We start from the raw sequence: 16,037 nt of genomic DNA on the forward strand, positions 1-16,037 counted from the left end.
CGTAGCATATGCGGGCCGCCGGCAAATCCGGATTTCAAAAAAATGAACGCTAGCTGCTATTGCAGTAGCGTTGTCGAATGTTCCTGCGTGGAATCGTAATTGGTTTTGTACGGATAACCGGGATCGTAAGGTTCGACGTGAACGGTCACTTCCGTCATGTGATTGAACCGTTTCATGATGAATTCGCGGACGCGCTTGGCGATTTCGTTGCCTTCCAGCACCGAAATGCGCGGATTGACGCTAATGACGACTTCCGCGACCGCATAATGGCCGTGTTCGCGCGCGCGAAGCACCTCGATGCTGATGACGCCTTCCATGCGCTGCACGACTGCTTTCAGCTCCGACAGATCGGACGGCTCCACTTCCAAAAACCGGCTTCTCATGACGGACGCCGATGCGACGCGGTATCCGCTGCTGAATACGATAACGACGATAATAAGCGAAGCGGCAGGATCGAGATAGTAAAGCAGATGCATGCCGAGCGGTCTCCCGAGCATCGAGCCGCCGGTGCCGACAAGCGCCGCCAGCGAGGCATAGAAATCAAGTCCGCGTTCCTTGCTGCCGAACCCGACTTCCTTGACAAGAAACGCAACCAGTACGGCTGCTGCCGCAGGCCAGCCGGGCGCGTCATCGACGCCGTCCGCAATCGATTTGATGGCGGAGATTCCGATTTCGAGACCGACAATCATTAGCAATAACGATGCGATGACGCCGGTCGCGGCTTCCGAACGGCCGCGGGAAGCCGGTACGGGCGCATAGGGAGAACCCAGCTGCCTGCACCGGCGGACACCGGTCAAGGAGACAAACGAGGCGGCTGCCTCGGAAGCCGAACGGCAGGCGTCGGCAAGCAGCGATTTGCTGCCCGTCGATACGCCTACCCCGGCTTTAACTGCCGCAATGCAGGCATTGCCGATAAGTCCGGTCCATGCTGCCGACTCCGCCTTGGCATAACGATGGTTCGCTGTCATGGACGCCTCCTGATTGATATAACGTCGTACTGCCTATTTTTCCGCATAAGAAATTATAAGCTTCCGATTCTCATGAAAGAACAAATTCTTAATGGCGATAAACCCGCCACGAAACGCGGTCGCATATCTTCGAATCGCTGCGATAGAGGTTTTCTCCCTACGATGCAGCCGAAGATTTGACATTGGTTTTCGTTTTTTGTTTGCTCTTGAGCAGGAACCATAGCGGGCTCGCGATGAATACCGACGAGTACACGCCGGCGACGAGGCCGAAGAGGATCGCCACCGAGAACAGCCGGATCGATTCGCTGCCGAAGATGAGCAGGCAGAGCGTCGCGAACACGACCGTCATGACGGTATTGATGGAACGGGACATCGTCTGCCAGATGCTGCTATCGACGACATTGGCGATATCCGCGACCGTCTTGAGCTTCGCGAACCGAAGGTTCTCGCGAATCCGGTCGAAGATAACGACCGTATCGTTGATCGAGTAACCGATGATGGTCAAGACGGCGACGATGAACGGCAGGTTGACCTCCAGCCGGAAGATCGAGAACAGGCTGATGACGATGAACGCATCATGGAGCAGCTTCACGATGGCCGCGACGGCAAAGCGCCATTCGAACCGGATGCTGACGTAGATCGCGATCCCGACGCTGGCGACCAACACCGCCTTGAGCGCATTGCGCTGCAGCTCTTTCGCGATTTCGACGTCGACCGTGTTGACTTCCATGGACGCGTCCTTGTCGAATTTCTCGGCGATGCCTTGCTTGAGCGCTTTCTCCTTCGTATCCGTTAACACGTCGTCGAAGCGAAGCGTCACGCGTTTCGCGCCGAACGTAATGCCCGGCGAACCGAAACTGTTATCCTTCAAATATTGCTCGAACGCAGCCTTCTCGCCGCCGATGTCTTTCTTGAACGTAATATCGACGCTGGATCCCGCCTTGAAATCGACGCCGTACTTGAGGCCGAATACGCTCAAGGTGATGATGCCCAGAAGCGTAATGGCAATCGCGAACATAAAGAAGTAACGGGACGCTTTGACAAAGCTGAATTTATGCCCGTCCGTTTTTTCGAATGCTTTATAGCGCACGTACTTCACTCTCCTTCACACCGAAGTTGGATTTCTTCTTGACAACACCGCTGCGGATGAGAAGCGTGAGAAGCAGGCGCGAGAAGAACACGTTCGTCAGAACGCTCATGACGATACTAAGCAGCAGGATGATGGCGAAGCCTTTAACCGAACCCATCCCGATGAAGAACAGGACAAGCGCGGCGATCGCGGTCGTAACGTGCGAGTCGATGATCGCCCGGAAGGAGTGCTTCGAGCCCGCTTTCTGCGAAGACATGATGCTCTTGCCGCTTCGCAGCTCTTCGCGGATCCGTTCCGCCATGATGATGTTGGCGTCGACGGCCATCCCGATGCCGAGAATGAATGCCGCGATACCCGGAAGGGTAAGCGTGGCATGGATCAGATTAAATCCGAGCAGGAGCAGCCAGATGTACACGATGATCGAAATGGACGCGATGACGCCCGGCAGCCGGTAGAAAGCCATCATGAACAACAGGATGACGATCGTGGCGATGAGGCCGGCGTAGACGGTTTCGTCGAGCGATTTCTTACCGAGCGTGGCGCCTACGCTCTGCGTGTACTTCTCGGTCAATTTCAGCGGCAGCGCGCCGAGATTGATCGTGTTCTTCAGATCGTACGCTTCCTCGCGCGTGAACGTGCCCGTAATGGAAGCGTCGGTGCTGTTGATTTCGCCCGATACGTTCGGCGCGGAAAGCATTCTATCGTCCAGGTAGATCGCCAGCTGGTTCGTGCCGCTCGTGCTCAGCTTGGCCACTTCGCGGGTAACTTCGGCGAACTTGCTGGCGCTCTTCATCTTGATCGTGATCTCGTATTCGTTCAGCTGCGTCTGGCGGACATCGGCGCCGTTCTGCTTGAAGTCGCTGCCGCGAAGCTCGACTTTGCAGTACCCGGCATCGGCCGCGCAGCCGCGCGCGCTGCGGAACGTAAGCTCGGCAGGCTTCTTCAGGATGTCCCGCACTTTCGCTTCGTCCGTAACGCCGGCGATCTTGACGCGAATGCGATTGCTGCCCTCCGTCGTGACTTCGGGCTCCGCGACGCCGGTCGCGTTCGCGCGCTGCTCGAGGCTCTTCGCCGTTTCCGTCAGGGAATCTTTCGTTACCTTCTCCCCGGCTTCGATCGGCTCGGCTTCATACAAGATTTCGAATCCGCCTTTCAAATCCAATCCAAGCTTGACATCGTCCACCACCCACTTGGACAAGCCTCCAACGACGCCGAGCGATACGGCGACGATGAGTATAAATGTTACCAGTCGACGATTCATAATTCCCACAGATCCCCCTTAAATGCTCAGTCAATATTCCTATTATACCGATGGCTCAAAAACGAGTCAAAAAAAAGAGCCCATCGGTTAAAAATGGGTCCCTTTATAAGCGCTAAGCGTCATAAAGTTCATAAATTTTGTTACTTTTAACGATAAAATGTCATTTACGACCTGATGCCTTGCCGGTTCTCCGTTCTTGGCGTATTTCTCGCTTACGCATTGCCAAACCTCTTCGGCGGTTACGTACTCGTAGCCGAACAGCTTAAACTCCTCGGCCTTGCTGCCGCATAAATATTCGATCGTCGATATCCATTCCTCGTTAGACAACGGTCTCTCATCTTCTTCCATCCTGCGCCCCCCTTGCCTCGACATGTCCTCTTGCCTGTTATCATTCGCCGTCCATGTCGAATTTCCTGCCGGACCCGAAGGCCGTCCAGAAATTGACTGCATGGAAAGGGACATGCCGCGCATAAGCATGGAGGTAGGATGCATACCCGAGCAGTGAGCGGAGCTCACGACCAGGGGTGGGGCCGGACATGTTCTCGGTAGAGGGAGTTGAACGTATTGACCAAGCAAACGTTTATTAAAGGAGCATTAATCCTGCTTGCCGCGGGCGTCGTTAATCGCATCCTCGCCTTCGTGCCGCGCATTGCGCTGCCCCGCATCATCGGCGCCGAGGGGGTCGGCATCTATCAGCTCGGCTATCCGTTCCTGATCGTGCTGCTCACGTTCATTACGGGCGGCATTCCGCTCGCGGTCGCCAAATGGATCGCCGAGGCGGAATCGGACGGGGACGCCAAGCGCGTCAAACAAATCTTCCGCGCCGCGATGGCCCTTACGCTTATGTTATCGGCGGTGCTTACCGTCCTCTTCGTCTGGCTGACGCCGTGGATCACGGAGCATCTGATGACGGAGCCCCGCGTCTTGCAGACGTTCCGGATGATGAGTCCGCTGCTGATCATCATCGGAATCTCTTCCGTCTATCGCGGGTACTTCCAGGGCAAGCAAAATATGATTCCGACCGCGCTGTCGCAAACGGTGGAGACGATTTTCCGGATCGTGCTTGCGCTGCTGTTCGCCAAGTGGCTGCTGCCTTACGGCCTGGCATGGGGCGCAGCGGGCGCGATGCTCGGCGTCGTGGCCGGCGAGCTCGCCGGCTTCGCCGTGCTGCTGCTGCACTATGCAAGCGACCGCAAGAAACCGCCTGCCGCTCCCAAGACAGTGACGGACAACTCGGCGCAGCTTGATCCTTTCCCGGCATTGAAGACGAACCGGCCGAAGACTGCCGCTTCTTCCAAGGAGCGCGTCCCCGTCATGCGGCGCCTGATCAGCCTATCCGTCCCGGTTACCGCGAGCCGCATGATCGGTTCCTTCTCCTACTTGCTGGAATCGATCTTCACCGCAAGGGCGCTGCTGCTTGCCGGCATCGCAACGGGCGCCGCAACGGCGCAGTACGGAGCGCTGCAAGGGATGATCGTCCCCATCCTGCTGCTGCCGACCGCCCTGACGTATTCGCTTGCGGTTTCCCTGGTACCGTCCTTGTCGGAGGCCGCCGCCAAAGGCGACAAAGCGACCATCCACAAACGGCTGCATCAATCGATGCGTCTCGCGCTCGTAACCGGCGCGCCGTTCGTCGTCGTCATGCTGCTGTTCGCCGATCCGATCTGCCGCATCCTGTACGATCACGCCGAAATCGCGCCCATGCTGAAATGGATGGCCCCGGTCGGCCTCTTCATATACTTGCAGGCACCGCTTCAGGCCGCGCTCCAGGCGCTCGACAAGCCGTCCACCGCGCTCATGAATACGTTCATCGGCGCCGTCGTCAAGCTGATCCTCATCATGAAGTTGGCCTCCATGCCATCCCTCGGCATCTACGGCGCGCTCATCGCCATTAACGTGAATATCGTCCTCGTCACTGCTCTGCACTGGTTCAGCGTCATGCGCTTCGTCGGGTTCCGCATGCAGTGGCTCGACTTCCTGAAAGTGCTGACGGCGATGATCATCATGGGCGCGGCATCGCTTTGGGTCATGAACCGGGAGGCGCTTCCGAAGCTGTGGCATAATTTGATTACGGCCTGCATCGCGGGAGGCATCGTTTATTTGATCCTGATGGTCGTCCTGCGCATCGTCGACCGGCATGACGCCGCCCGAATCCCGCTCATCGGGCGATGGTTCCGGCCGTAGACGGCCGTTAGGCCCGTCGCCATGACGCCTGCCCGTTCCAGCGCGATAACTGTCCATCACATCTTGATAACATACCGAAAAAGCAACGGCAGCTGCCGTTGCTTTCCCGTCTTCCCGTTATCGCCGCGGTTCTTGGCGATGCTTGGCATCGATGAACAGCTTGCCCCGATGATCGATGGTGCACAGGAAGACATGCTTCACATCGACGATGCCGCGCTGCTTGAGCTGGTTGTTCAGCCAGAAGCGGTCCTTCTCCAACCGCTCCAGATTTTCTTTCTGTATTTCGCCGTCCATGATAAGCGGAACCGGCAGGCTTTCGAATCGGTAATTGCGCGGAAACGGTTTCTTCGACCGGGATTGTTTATTGCCTGCCCCTTCCTCCCCGCCGCCCGCGCCTTCGGATGACCGGTGCACGGCCTTATCCTTTTGCACGATAGACATCTTCCCTGTCGTCTCCAGCACCGCGAACTCGACATCGGCGATATTCGTCTTGTTCTCCCGGAACTGCAGCAGCAAGTCATCCAAATTGTACCGCTGCTTGCGCATCGCTTCCCGGTTGATTTTGCCCCGGTCCACGATGACCGTCGGCTCCCCGTCGAACAGCTTCCGCAATTTGCGCGACTTGAGCGAAATGACCGCTATTCCGATCTGCACGATCAGCAGGATGATCATCGGCAGCACGCCGTCCATGACCGGCCGGTTCGTGTCTTCAATGACGAACACCGCGATTTCCGCGATCATAACGGATATGACCAGATCGAAAACGGACAGCTTGCCGATTTCCCTTTTTCCCATCAGCCGCATGATCACGAACACGACGAAATAGATGAGTAGCGTTCGGAATAACAGCGTCCAGTATTCCATGAGAACCGCCCTCCCTGCGTAAGGTACAACTATTGTCACCGGATGGTCCGCGCGTCATACGAAGGGGGGAATTCGAAATTATGGCAGCCGGGTTCGCGTCAAAGCTCGCTCCTGTTCGGCATTCCATCATTCAGCATTTCGTCAAGCATGTACTATTCCTGCCTGCCCAGCCATATGTTGTATTAATTCATTCATGGACAAGAAGAGGAATGGGAGGGATAAGCAATAATGAAACCGATCAATGCAATGAAAACCGTGCCTAAAGCGCACATCGCTTCGCCGCTGCTGTCCGGCCTCTTGTATGCTTCCATCTGGCTCGCGGCGGGAGCATTGCTGCTGTCGGCGCTGTTGAGATGGGGCAGCATGCAGGAGAACGAGCTCCCGACGTACAGCTTGGTCATTCACGGCTGCTCCGCGCTGGCCGGCGGCTTCGTTTCGGGCAGGCGTTCGCAGCAGCGCGGCTGGTATTACGGCGGTATGCTGGGGATCGCCTACGCCATTCTTGTGCTGTTGGTCAGCTTTCTTGCCAGCAATGCCGGCTTCAGCGGAAGAACGCTGACGATGCTCATCGAAACGCTGCTGAGCGGCTCCTTAGGCGGCATGATCGGCGTGAACACGAAGCGCTCCTGACAGCTTGCGGTAAGGTTTGTCATGGCTTGAAGCTGTAATCATCCCTGCGAAATGTGTTATACTAAACCGAATCGTTACGACGTAACACTTTAGGGGGATATTAAGTATCATGACTTTGTTTGACAATATGACGACGGTCGCGCTGTACACGACTTTGACCGTCATCATCCTGATTTGGTACGGAGCCGCGGCCAATCCATTCAAAATCGGCGGACTATTCGTTAAAGAAAACCTCTTTAACCGCAAATACAACGCCCATTTCGTCGCGCTTATCCTCATTCTGTTCTGCAATAAAATCGAACTATCCATCGAGAAAACAATGACGAACAAGCATGACTTCGCAGGCTTCTTCCAATCGATCGAAGGCAGCTTTGTCGCGAACCTGCAGCATACGTTCGAGAACGCATGGCTGACGCCGATTCTGGCTTTCGTCTACGTCGTCGTCTTCCAGGCGATGCTGATCGCATCCGTCGGCATCTACACATATCGCAGCCCTAACAAAAAAATGTTCTACGCTACCTGCTATGCCGTCATGTTGAATTACGCCATCGCGATTCCGTTCTACCTGTTCTTCCCGGTCAGCGAAGTATGGTATCACGACCCGAACGTCAGCTTCCTGATGCTGAACGCATTCCCCGATTTCGAGCATCAGTACCGGGCCTTGTCCGGGCTGAACAACTGTTTCCCGAGCCTGCATACGTCCATTTCCGTGACGCTTGCCATTCTGGCCGTGCGCTCGGGCATCAAACGCTGGGCCTGGTTTTGCTGCATTTGCGCCGGAGTCGTCATCTTCGCGATCTTCTACCTCGGCATTCACTGGCTCATCGACATGTGCGGCGGACTCGTGCTCGCGACATTCGCTTCCACTGTCGGCGTGCGCATGAGCCGCATCAACTGGACGCTGCGCGGACGCCGCGGCTCGATCGTGCCGCAAACGTCGCCCGTCAGCTACTTGCGCGAGGACGTCAAATAACATACCGCGCGAACGAACAACGACCGCTGTCGGCGGGGCACAAGCCCTGCGGCAGCGGTCGTTGCGTTGTCGGCGTTTCGCGTTAGTGGTAAATCAACGGCCGCACGTCGTCGATCAGCTGCTGCAGCTGCTTGGACAGCGCGGCGTATTGCAGCTTCTCCCTCTCGTCCGCCGTCAGCAGTCCGTACATCTCCATATCGGCTTCGCACTTCTTGAGCGCCGCGAGAAGCGATGCCTGGCCGTTCGAATGCTTGGGCAGCTTCGCTTTATCGTCGTACAGATCGAAGTACAGGCTGCCGAAATCATCGATTTGCGCCAAGAACACATCCTCGATCTTCGCATTGGACTTGTCCAGCTCTTTCTTCAGCCAGTTGACGTCGTATCCCGAAGACCTGAGCGGATCGGGAAGAATCTTCCCGTTCATAATGACCACCTGCGGCTCATGCTCCGGCTGAACGCGAAGACCGAGCGTCTTCGGCGTCAACGGCTGATTCTCCGCTTTCAGCATGACGTTGATGGCGCCGCTGACTTCCATAACGGCAAACTCGACGTCAGCCGGCTTAAACACGTCTTTCCTGCGGAGACTCTCCATCAACTCGTCCGTCGTTATCCGTTCTTTCTTCAAATTGCCTTCCAAAATTTTGCCTTTCTGAATCAGTACCCTTGGCTGCCCGTCGATCCAGTCCCGGGCTTTCTTGCTTTTCATCTGCAGCACTTCGATACCGAGCGATACAAGGGCCCACACCCCGAGTGACAGCAGCCCCAAATACCATTTATGCTCCGCTTCTAATGATACAAAGGCGGCAAGATTACCGATCGTAATGCCCGTGATGTATTCGAAAACGGACAATTCCGTTACCTGCCGTTTGCCGAGCACTTTCGTGAGCATGAGTAGGAAGAGCACAGCCGAAAGCGTGCGAAAAATAATTTCCAGCCACAAGTACATACCTTCGTATTCACCTCGATCCCGATGTCGTGCCCATAGTATTTACCTAGTAGTTGGTATCTATGAGTGCGGTTGGAACGATTGGATGATGTTCGCTGCCGGCGTGATTCAAGCCGGGCTTTGAACTTCGTTCAAGGCATGAAAAAAAAGCCGGCAGCGCTGCGCGCTGCCGGCTTCCGTACCGTTAACTCTTAATATTCTCCGCTTGCTCTTCCTTCACCGCTGCCGGTGCAGGCGCTGCCGCCGGAATGGCCGCGTTCGAGGAGACCACCGTGTTGATCGCGCTGCGATCGAACGTAATCTTCATCGTATCGTTGACGCGAAGCACGACGATGTCGTCGGTAAGCTCCACGATCGTTCCGTGCATGCCGCCGATCGTGACGATCTTGTCGCCCTTCTTGATCGCGCTCAGCATGCTGTTGCGCTGCTTCGATTTCCGCTGCTGGGGACGAATCAGCAGAAAATAAAATACCGCGAACATCAGAATGAACGGAATTAAGGATGCTGCTCCTGACATTTCATTTCACCCCTTTCTCTGGATGCACGGGCGCGCGGTTCCGCTTCGGCGGAACGGCGAGCCTAAAATCCTTTATCGTTCTCGAACAAGCCGTACTTGGCAAAGAAGGTGTTCCGGAAATCCATCAGCCGGTCTTCCATGATCGCTTGCCGCACGCCTCGCATTAATTCAAGCAGGAAATGCAAATTGTGAATCGTCGTCAACCGGATGCCGAACGTTTCGTCCGCCTTGATCAGATGGCGGATGTACGCGCGCGAATAGTTGGTGCAGGTGTAGCAGCTGCACTCGGGGTCAAGCGGGCCGAAATCCTCGGCGAATTTGGCGTTGCGGATGACGAGCCTTCCTTGACTGGTCATCGTCGTGCCGTTGCGCGCGATACGCGTCGGCAGGACGCAGTCGAACATGTCGATGCCGCGAATCGAGCCGTCCAGCAGCGCGTCCGGCGAACCGACGCCCATCAGATAGCGGGGCTTGTTCGCGGGCAGCAGCGGAACCGTACAATCGAGTACGTTATACATCAGTTCCTTCGGTTCTCCGACGCTCAATCCCCCAATAGCATACCCCGGGAAATCCATGGAAGTCAACTGATCCGCGCTCTGACGGCGCAAATCCTCGTACATGCCGCCTTGCACAATCGCGAACAATGCTTGATCGTGCGGGCGGGCATGCGAGGCCAGGCAGCGCTCCGCCCAGCGGGTTGTCCGCTCGAGCGAGTTTTTGACATAATCGTATTCGGCCGGATACGGCGCGCATTCGTCGAATGCCATCATGATGTCGGAGCCGAGCGCGTTCTGGATTTCCATCGCCTTCTCCGGCGAAATGAACATTTTGTCCCCGTTCAGATGGTTGCGGAACTCCACGCCCTCTTCTTTGATCTTGCGCATCTCGCTCAAGCTGAACACTTGGAAGCCGCCGCTGTCCGTCAGGATCGGACGGTCCCAGTTCATGAATTTGTGCAGGCCGCCGGCCTTGCGCACGATCTCATGGCCCGGTCTTACGAAGAGATGGTACGTGTTGCTCAGGATGATATGCGCGTCCAGCGTTTTCAATTCTTCCGGACTGACCGTCTTGACGGTCGCCTGCGTCCCGACCGGCATGAAGGCCGGCGTTTCGATGACGCCGTGCGGCGTATGCACGCGGCCGAGCCGTGCTCCCGTCTGCTTGCAGGTTTTGATTAATTCGTATTTGACTGCCACTATGCACTCTGCCTCTTTCCAGGTTGTTAATAGATAAACATGGCATCGCCGAAGCTGAAGAAACGGTACTCCCGTTCGACGGCTTCCCGGTATGCCTGCATGATGTTCGCGCGCCCGGCCAGCGCGCTGACAAGCATGACGAGCGTCGATTTGGGTAGGTGGAAATTCGTCAGCAGCGCGTTGACCAGCTTGAACTCGTAGCCCGGGTATATGAAAATATCGGTCCATCCGCTGCAAGCCTGCAATTGTTCATACGTAAAACGGGCGGCAACGGTTTCAAGCGTTCGCGCGGAAGTTGTCCCGACGGCAACGATGCGGCCGCCTCTCCGCTTGGCGCTGCGCAGCAGCTCCGCCGTCTCCTCGCTCAGCTCGTAATATTCGGCGTGCATCGCATGCTCTTCGACCGTATCGACCGACATCGGCCGGAACGTACCGAGTCCGACATGCAGCGTGATATAGCCGATATGTACGCCTTTGCGCGCCAGTTCGTCCAGGAACGGCTTCGTAAAATGAAGACCTGCCGTCGGCGCCGCCGCCGAGCCCTCGTGCTTCGCGTAAACGGTCTGATACCGTTCGCGGTCGTCCAGCCGCTCCTTGATGTACGGCGGCAGCGGCATTTCGCCAAGGCGGTCGAGCAGCTCGTTGAAGATGCCGTCATACTCGAATTCCACCACTCTGGCGCCTTGTTCGCCTTCCGCGACGATAACTGCCCGGAGCAGCGGGGCTCCCGTCCCGTCGTCGCCGAATGCCAGCTTCGTGCCGACTCTGAGCCGCTTGCCCGGCTTCGCCAGCGTTTCCCAGCGGTCGTTCTCAAGCTGCTTCAGCAGCAGCAGCTCGGCCTTGGCGCCGGTGTCGGCTTTGACGCCAAGCAGCCTGGCAGGCATAACCCGGGTATCGTTCAATATGAGCGTATCCCCGGCTTCGAGCATGTCCGCCAGCTTCGTGAAATAGCGGTGGCCGATTTCGCCCGTCTCTTTGTTCAACGTCAACAGCCGCGACGACGTGCGGTCGGCAAGCGGCGTCTGCGCAATCAAACGCTCGGGCAATTCAAAATCAAATTCGTTTACATTCATGGTTTATGTCATTCCTTAACGATCTTCGCGTCTTTGTAGTAGTATTGCATAATATATTTGTAGTCATACCCAAGGTTTGCCAAGCCGCGCGCGCCGTACTGGGACAGCCCGACGCCGTGGCCGTTGCCCGACCCGACGAAACGGAACTCGGGGTCCTTCGTCGCTGCCCGCACCTGTCCGCCGCCGTTCAGGATGAAATAATTGGACGCCTTGAGCTCCTGCTTCTGCCCATCGGCGCCGATGACGTACATCGCGCCGCCGTCGGCTGGCCGCTCGCTCGTCGCGCTGCCGGATCCGGCAATCGTCACCCTGGCCGTCTCGTCGATCGTGAACAGCGTGCTCGGCAAGCCGCCGAACGCCGACCGGAAGGCATCCGGCGTTTTGACGCTGATCGGCTGGCCGTTGGCCTCGATTTCGGTCGGCCGGCCGGAAGGGCCCTGCTTGCTGATCTCAAGCGTCTTGATCGGACCGCCGATCGCCTTGCTCAGCTTGCCTTGCGTCAGCTTAAGCAGCTCCGCAGCGGAGTACGTTCCCCGTACCCAAGACATTTCGTTCGACTGGGTCACCTTCTCCAGCTGCACGACGAGCGCGCCCTTCCCTACGGTAGCGACGACCTCCGTGCTGTCCTGCGCCAGCGGGATGGCGCGGACTTTCGTGCTGTCGCCCTTCACGCGAAGGACGGCTTGTCCGCCGGCCGACTTCTGCCCGGTATCCTCCACCAGATCCTCGCGGATATAACCGACCTGATTGTTCGCCAGCACGACGCGGTACCATTTGAACAGACCGTTCTCGGACGAAGAGTCCGGGCTTTGCACGCTCTTCAAGTAATCGACGCTGCTGCCCCAGATTTCCTGGGCATCCGCGGTGAACCCGCCAGCGCTCGAAGAGAAGACGGTGTTGATGACCTTCCCGCCGTACATGGCGACTTCCCCCTTCGTCGCGTCGACCGCCGCGGTTGAGGCCGGCTTCTCCGAGCCGATGCCGCCGTAAGCCTGGCTGAGCGTCGTATCCACGACATGCGCGATTTGGAACCCGAACCCCTGGTACAGGGCATAGGAACGCGCGGCGACCGCCTGCGCCTTCAACGCTTCGGCCGGCCACGAGGCCGGCATCTCCGCGCCGACGACGGCGTACACGTATTGCTCGAACGGCACTTCATTGATGACGGCCATCTTATTGTTCAGGCCGCTCACCTCGAACGAACCGCGGTAGCTGCGATTGTACCGTTCGGCCAGCTTGACCCCGGACGCGTCCTTCGTCTCGACCCACACCTTCGTGCCCGCGACCGGGACGGAGTAAAGCGGAACGGGCGGCTTGGATGCCGATTCCGCCGTCGTATAATCGTCGCGGATAAGGATGTACGACGATTTCGCATCCGTCTGGCTAAGCGTCAAGCCCGCATCCGCCTGCTGGGCGACCGCTTTGACCGCGCCTAGGGCGGCCGCATCGCTCTCGGCGCCTATGAGCACCGTATAGGCGCCGGCCGCCGTGCCGCTCTGTTTCATCGCCGCATAGGCTTCAATGCCTGCCGCCGACAGCTTCTGCGCCGCCGCCGACGCTTCGCCTTGCGAGGTGAACTTGAGCCCCGTTTCCAAATGCAACGGCCCGATTATACCGGCCTTCGCCGACTTCCCGGCTATGCCCGCGATCGTGGCGTCCTTCATCCATTTGTCGCCCGCCGCGCCGGCATCTCCGGCCGTCGCGTACGAGCCTTCCGATATCTGGTACGTTTTGCCGCCCGAGGCGGTTACGGCCGTCATCATGCCCGAGGCGCCAAGCGCCTTCAACCGTTTCAAGGCGTTCAGCGCCTTCATGTAATCGGCCGTTTCGAACAGCAGCGGACTATAGTTATCCATCGCGAAGCGAATCGTGTCGCCGGCGCCGGTCGCGAACAGCGGCACGACGCCGGACGGCAGCCGGACGCCGACTTTCAGCGATCCTGCCGAGCTGAACGATGCGGTCGCCGTGTTCAGACTGTAATTGCTCGTATTCATGAAAATGCCGACCCGGATCGTATCCAGCGTCGGAACGGCCGCTCCCTCGGTCGGGCGGGAGTTCCATACGGACAGGGCGATTATGCCTGCCGCCATGACCGCAATCGTTCGTTTCGCCTTCGGCATTGCGAGCAGCCGCAAGGCCGATCCGTTGTCCCCGTCGTTATGAGCGTTTACGCCATTCACGGCTCTTGTCCTCCTCAAAGTTTTGCAGAGCAAAACTTTCTTCGTAAGCATAGGCTCGGTTCTGCGAAGCAGAACTTCAGATTGTTGAGAAATATACGCTGCTTCGAGCAGGCTCGTAGCCTTAGAGCACGAACAGTTCCTGTTGCCGCTTCGCCAGCGCGGCATGGACTGCCGGTACCGTTTCGAACCAGCGGGCTTCATGACGGCTGGTTCACGGTACGTCCGTTGATGCAAGGAAGCGGACAGGAGATCCCTTATTCGCTTCTTTATCACGTTTTTCCGTGCGCTCGCGGACAGGAGATCCGTTATATCGGCTGCAATTAGCAAGTTGGCGATGTCATTTGGGGACATTAACGGATCCTCTGTCCGCTTGCTGCCCCAAAAAGACCGATTTCTCCCAAATAACTTATCCTCTGTCCGCTAGTCTTCGAGGGGGATCCTTTTCTTACCACACATGCGCATGCGGCGTATGCGGCGTCGAACTTTCTCGACAGCTTTCAGTTTTGCGCAGCAAAACTTTCTTCGTAAGCACTCGCTCAGTTTTGCGCAGCAAAACTACTTCGTAAGCACTCGCTCAGTTTTGCAAAGCACAACTATTTCGTAAGCACTCGCTCAGTTTTGCGAAGCAAAACTACTTCGCAAGCATCTACTCGTTAATCTTTCTTCGGCAGGGCGCAAGCGCCATCATGGCAGCCCTCATCCGCCTTGCCGAACCATTCGTACCGCCTTCCGGCGATAAACCGGTACATGAAATCGGCCGCGCCGCGCAGCCCGGGGACACGGTACAACGGCGCTAGCCAGCGTAGTCCTCGGACCGTTCTCAATATGCGCACAACGCCGGCAGCCCCGGCATGCACGGTGCCATCCATCTCTACGACATGCATTTTCGTCAAAAGCTGTTCTTCGGTTACAGCTGAAAGCTCGGGGATCGTCTCATACGTATCCTCGAGCGATTGAACGGGAATGAACCGCAGTATCGCGGTCGATTGCAGCTCTTTCAACCGACGGACGCTGGCCAAACATAAATTGCACGTACCGTCGTAAAGCACAATCAGCTTCTCTCGCCTCTCTTCTTCAGCTTGTTTCCTTCTAGAGCCCATTAGACGAAGCCGCCTCCTTCTTCCTTCAATTCTCCCGCATCCGCCGATGCGGCGTTATCTTGAGGCACGGGCAGTCCCAAATGACGATAAGCCAAAGGCGTCACCATCCGCCCGCGCGGCGTGCGCTGCAGGAAGCCGATCTGCATCAGGTACGGCTCGTAGACGTCCTCGATCGTCTGGCCTTCCTCGCCGATCGTCGCAGCGATCGTATCCAAGCCGACGGGACCTCCGCGATAGATCGTGATCATCGCCCTCAGCATCTTATGGTCGATGCTGTCGAGCCCGAGCGGATCGACCTGGATCAGCCCGAGCGCCGAGCGCGCCAGCTCATGCGTCACGATACCGTCATTGCGCACCTGCGCGAAGTCGCGCACCCGCTTCAGCAGCCGGTTCGCGATCCGCGGCGTCCCCCGGGAACGCATGGCGATTTCCTGCGCCGCTTCCCCGATGACGCTGACGCCGAGAATTTCCGACGCGCGCGATACGATGAACGACAGCTCGTCGACCGTATAGAACTCGAGCCGGCTGACGACGCCGAAGCGGTCGCGCAGCGGGGCGGACAACAAGCCGGCCCGCGTCGTCGCGCCGATCAGCGTGAACGGCGGCAGCTCCAGGCGGACGGAACGCGCGCTCGGACCTTTGCCGATCATGATATCCAGCGCGAAGTCTTCCATCGCCGGATAGAGCACTTCCTCCACCGACCGGTTAAGCCGGTGAATCTCGTCGATGAACAGGACGTCGCCCTCCTGCAGATTCGTCAGCAGCGCGGCCAGATCGCCGGGCCGTTCGATCGCCGGGCCGCTCGTCGTGCGCAAGCTGACGCCGAGCTCGTTGGCGATGATGTTGGACAAGGTCGTCTTGCCAAGGCCCGGCGGGCCGTACAGCAGTACATGATCCAGCGCCTCTTTGCGCAGCTTCGCCGCTTCGATGAACACCTTCAGATTGTCTTTCACTTGCGACTGGCCGATATATTCGGACAAATAGCGGGGACGCAAACTCAGCTCCACCGCTTGATCTTCCATCATGAGGTTGGCGGAAATTATCCTCTCGTCCAT

At 57.6% G+C, this 16,037-nt stretch carries 15 protein-coding genes; 3 read left to right on the forward strand and 12 right to left on the reverse strand.

Translation table 11 applies throughout. The features are described 5' to 3' along the window. Positions 1–56: 56 nt before the first annotated feature. The 4 genes from GXP70_RS20030 to GXP70_RS20045 form a co-directional block, all read right to left on the reverse strand. The gene (locus GXP70_RS20030) at positions 57–968 is read right to left on the reverse strand and encodes a cation diffusion facilitator family transporter (protein ID WP_162358469.1); all 912 of its coding nucleotides are present in this window, start codon (positions 966–968) and stop codon (positions 57–59) included. 157 nt (positions 969–1,125) lie between these two features. Next, complete coding sequence (gene secF, locus GXP70_RS20035) at positions 1,126–1,986, reverse strand: protein translocase subunit SecF (RefSeq protein ID WP_162360575.1); 861 nt, start codon at positions 1,984–1,986, stop codon at positions 1,126–1,128. 61 nt (positions 1,987–2,047) lie between these two features. Next, positions 2,048–3,319, reverse strand: coding sequence for a protein translocase subunit SecD (gene secD / locus GXP70_RS20040; protein WP_162358470.1), 1,272 nt, complete (start codon positions 3,317–3,319; stop codon positions 2,048–2,050). 87 nt (positions 3,320–3,406) lie between these two features. Then, positions 3,407–3,667: a post-transcriptional regulator gene (locus GXP70_RS20045; RefSeq protein WP_162358471.1), complete on the reverse strand. Its 261-nt coding sequence runs from the start codon at positions 3,665–3,667 to the stop codon at positions 3,407–3,409. Between the two features lie 216 nt (positions 3,668–3,883). On the opposite strand from GXP70_RS20045, the gene GXP70_RS20050 reads away from it, so the two are divergent. Beyond that, positions 3,884–5,503, forward strand: coding sequence for a putative polysaccharide biosynthesis protein (locus GXP70_RS20050; RefSeq protein ID WP_162358472.1), 1,620 nt, complete (start codon positions 3,884–3,886; stop codon positions 5,501–5,503). A 117-nt stretch (positions 5,504–5,620) separates the two neighbouring features. Here the strand turns inward: GXP70_RS20050 and GXP70_RS20055 are convergent, their stop codons facing one another. Continuing rightward, complete coding sequence (locus tag GXP70_RS20055; protein WP_162358473.1) at positions 5,621–6,367, reverse strand: YetF domain-containing protein; 747 nt, start codon at positions 6,365–6,367, stop codon at positions 5,621–5,623. Positions 6,368–6,595: 228 nt separating this feature from the next. Between GXP70_RS20055 and GXP70_RS20060 the strand changes: the two genes are divergently transcribed. Together GXP70_RS20060 and GXP70_RS20065 are read left to right on the forward strand one after the other, a co-directional pair. Then, positions 6,596–6,997: a TIGR04086 family membrane protein gene (locus tag GXP70_RS20060; RefSeq protein WP_225442490.1), complete on the forward strand. Its 402-nt coding sequence runs from the start codon at positions 6,596–6,598 to the stop codon at positions 6,995–6,997. Positions 6,998–7,106: 109 nt separating this feature from the next. Then, positions 7,107–7,970 (forward strand): phosphatase PAP2 family protein, encoded by an 864-nt coding sequence (locus GXP70_RS20065; protein WP_162358474.1) that lies wholly within the window; start codon positions 7,107–7,109, stop codon positions 7,968–7,970. Positions 7,971–8,052: 82 nt separating this feature from the next. Here GXP70_RS20065 and GXP70_RS20070 read toward each other — a convergent pair whose 3' ends face one another. The 7 genes from GXP70_RS20070 to ruvB all read right to left on the reverse strand — a co-directional run bounded on the left by GXP70_RS20070 (position 8,053) and on the right by ruvB (position 16,037). Continuing rightward, a complete protein-coding gene (locus tag GXP70_RS20070; RefSeq protein WP_162358475.1) occupies positions 8,053–8,916 on the reverse strand; it encodes a DUF421 domain-containing protein in 864 nt (287 codons plus the stop codon). A 184-nt stretch (positions 8,917–9,100) separates the two neighbouring features. After that, complete coding sequence (yajC, locus tag GXP70_RS20075; protein ID WP_162358476.1) at positions 9,101–9,433, reverse strand: preprotein translocase subunit YajC; 333 nt, start codon at positions 9,431–9,433, stop codon at positions 9,101–9,103. A gap of 62 nt (positions 9,434–9,495) precedes the next feature. Further along, positions 9,496–10,632, reverse strand: a complete 1,137-nt coding sequence (gene tgt, locus GXP70_RS20080) for a tRNA guanosine(34) transglycosylase Tgt (RefSeq protein ID WP_162360577.1) — start codon at positions 10,630–10,632, stop codon at positions 9,496–9,498. 23 nt (positions 10,633–10,655) lie between these two features. Then, on the reverse strand, positions 10,656–11,702 hold the full coding sequence (queA, locus tag GXP70_RS20085; RefSeq protein WP_162358477.1) for a tRNA preQ1(34) S-adenosylmethionine ribosyltransferase-isomerase QueA: 1,047 nt from the start codon (positions 11,700–11,702) through the stop codon (positions 10,656–10,658). A gap of 8 nt (positions 11,703–11,710) precedes the next feature. After that, positions 11,711–13,882: a SpoIID/LytB domain-containing protein gene (locus tag GXP70_RS20090; RefSeq protein WP_225442491.1), complete on the reverse strand. Its 2,172-nt coding sequence runs from the start codon at positions 13,880–13,882 to the stop codon at positions 11,711–11,713. Between the two features lie 653 nt (positions 13,883–14,535). Then, on the reverse strand, positions 14,536–14,982 hold the full coding sequence (locus tag GXP70_RS20095) for a thiol-disulfide oxidoreductase DCC family protein (RefSeq protein WP_162358478.1): 447 nt from the start codon (positions 14,980–14,982) through the stop codon (positions 14,536–14,538). Further along, a complete protein-coding gene (ruvB, locus tag GXP70_RS20100; RefSeq protein ID WP_162358479.1) occupies positions 14,982–16,037 on the reverse strand; it encodes a Holliday junction branch migration DNA helicase RuvB in 1,056 nt (351 codons plus the stop codon). The genes GXP70_RS20095 and ruvB overlap by 1 nt, the downstream gene beginning before the upstream one ends.

Origin of the sequence: Paenibacillus lycopersici, from assembly GCF_010119935.1 — a bacterium.
Lineage (GTDB): Bacteria > Bacillota > Bacilli > Paenibacillales > Paenibacillaceae > Paenibacillus_Z > Paenibacillus_Z lycopersici.

Excerpts from the sequence above, each read along its gene's own strand:
- GXP70_RS20030 (WP_162358469.1), bottom strand. The coding sequence starts at position 968 with ATGACAGCGAACCATCGTTATGCCAAGGCGGAGTCGGCAGCATGGACC.
- secF (WP_162360575.1), bottom strand. The coding sequence starts at position 1,986 with ATGTTCGCGATTGCCATTACGCTTCTGGGCATCATCACCTTGAGCGTA.
- secD (WP_162358470.1), bottom strand. The coding sequence starts at position 3,319 with ATGAATCGTCGACTGGTAACATTTATACTCATCGTCGCCGTATCGCTC.
- GXP70_RS20045 (WP_162358471.1), bottom strand. The coding sequence starts at position 3,667 with ATGGAAGAAGATGAGAGACCGTTGTCTAACGAGGAATGGATATCGACG.
- GXP70_RS20055 (WP_162358473.1), bottom strand. The coding sequence starts at position 6,367 with ATGGAATACTGGACGCTGTTATTCCGAACGCTACTCATCTATTTCGTC.
- GXP70_RS20060 (WP_225442490.1), top strand. The coding sequence starts at position 6,596 with ATGAAACCGATCAATGCAATGAAAACCGTGCCTAAAGCGCACATCGCT.
- GXP70_RS20065 (WP_162358474.1), top strand. The coding sequence starts at position 7,107 with ATGACTTTGTTTGACAATATGACGACGGTCGCGCTGTACACGACTTTG.
- GXP70_RS20070 (WP_162358475.1), bottom strand. The coding sequence starts at position 8,916 with ATGTACTTGTGGCTGGAAATTATTTTTCGCACGCTTTCGGCTGTGCTC.
- yajC (WP_162358476.1), bottom strand. The coding sequence starts at position 9,433 with ATGTCAGGAGCAGCATCCTTAATTCCGTTCATTCTGATGTTCGCGGTA.
- queA (WP_162358477.1), bottom strand. The coding sequence starts at position 11,702 with ATGAATGTAAACGAATTTGATTTTGAATTGCCCGAGCGTTTGATTGCG.
- GXP70_RS20095 (WP_162358478.1), bottom strand. The coding sequence starts at position 14,982 with ATGGGCTCTAGAAGGAAACAAGCTGAAGAAGAGAGGCGAGAGAAGCTG.
- ruvB (WP_162358479.1), bottom strand. The coding sequence starts at position 16,037 with ATGGACGAGAGGATAATTTCCGCCAACCTCATGATGGAAGATCAAGCG.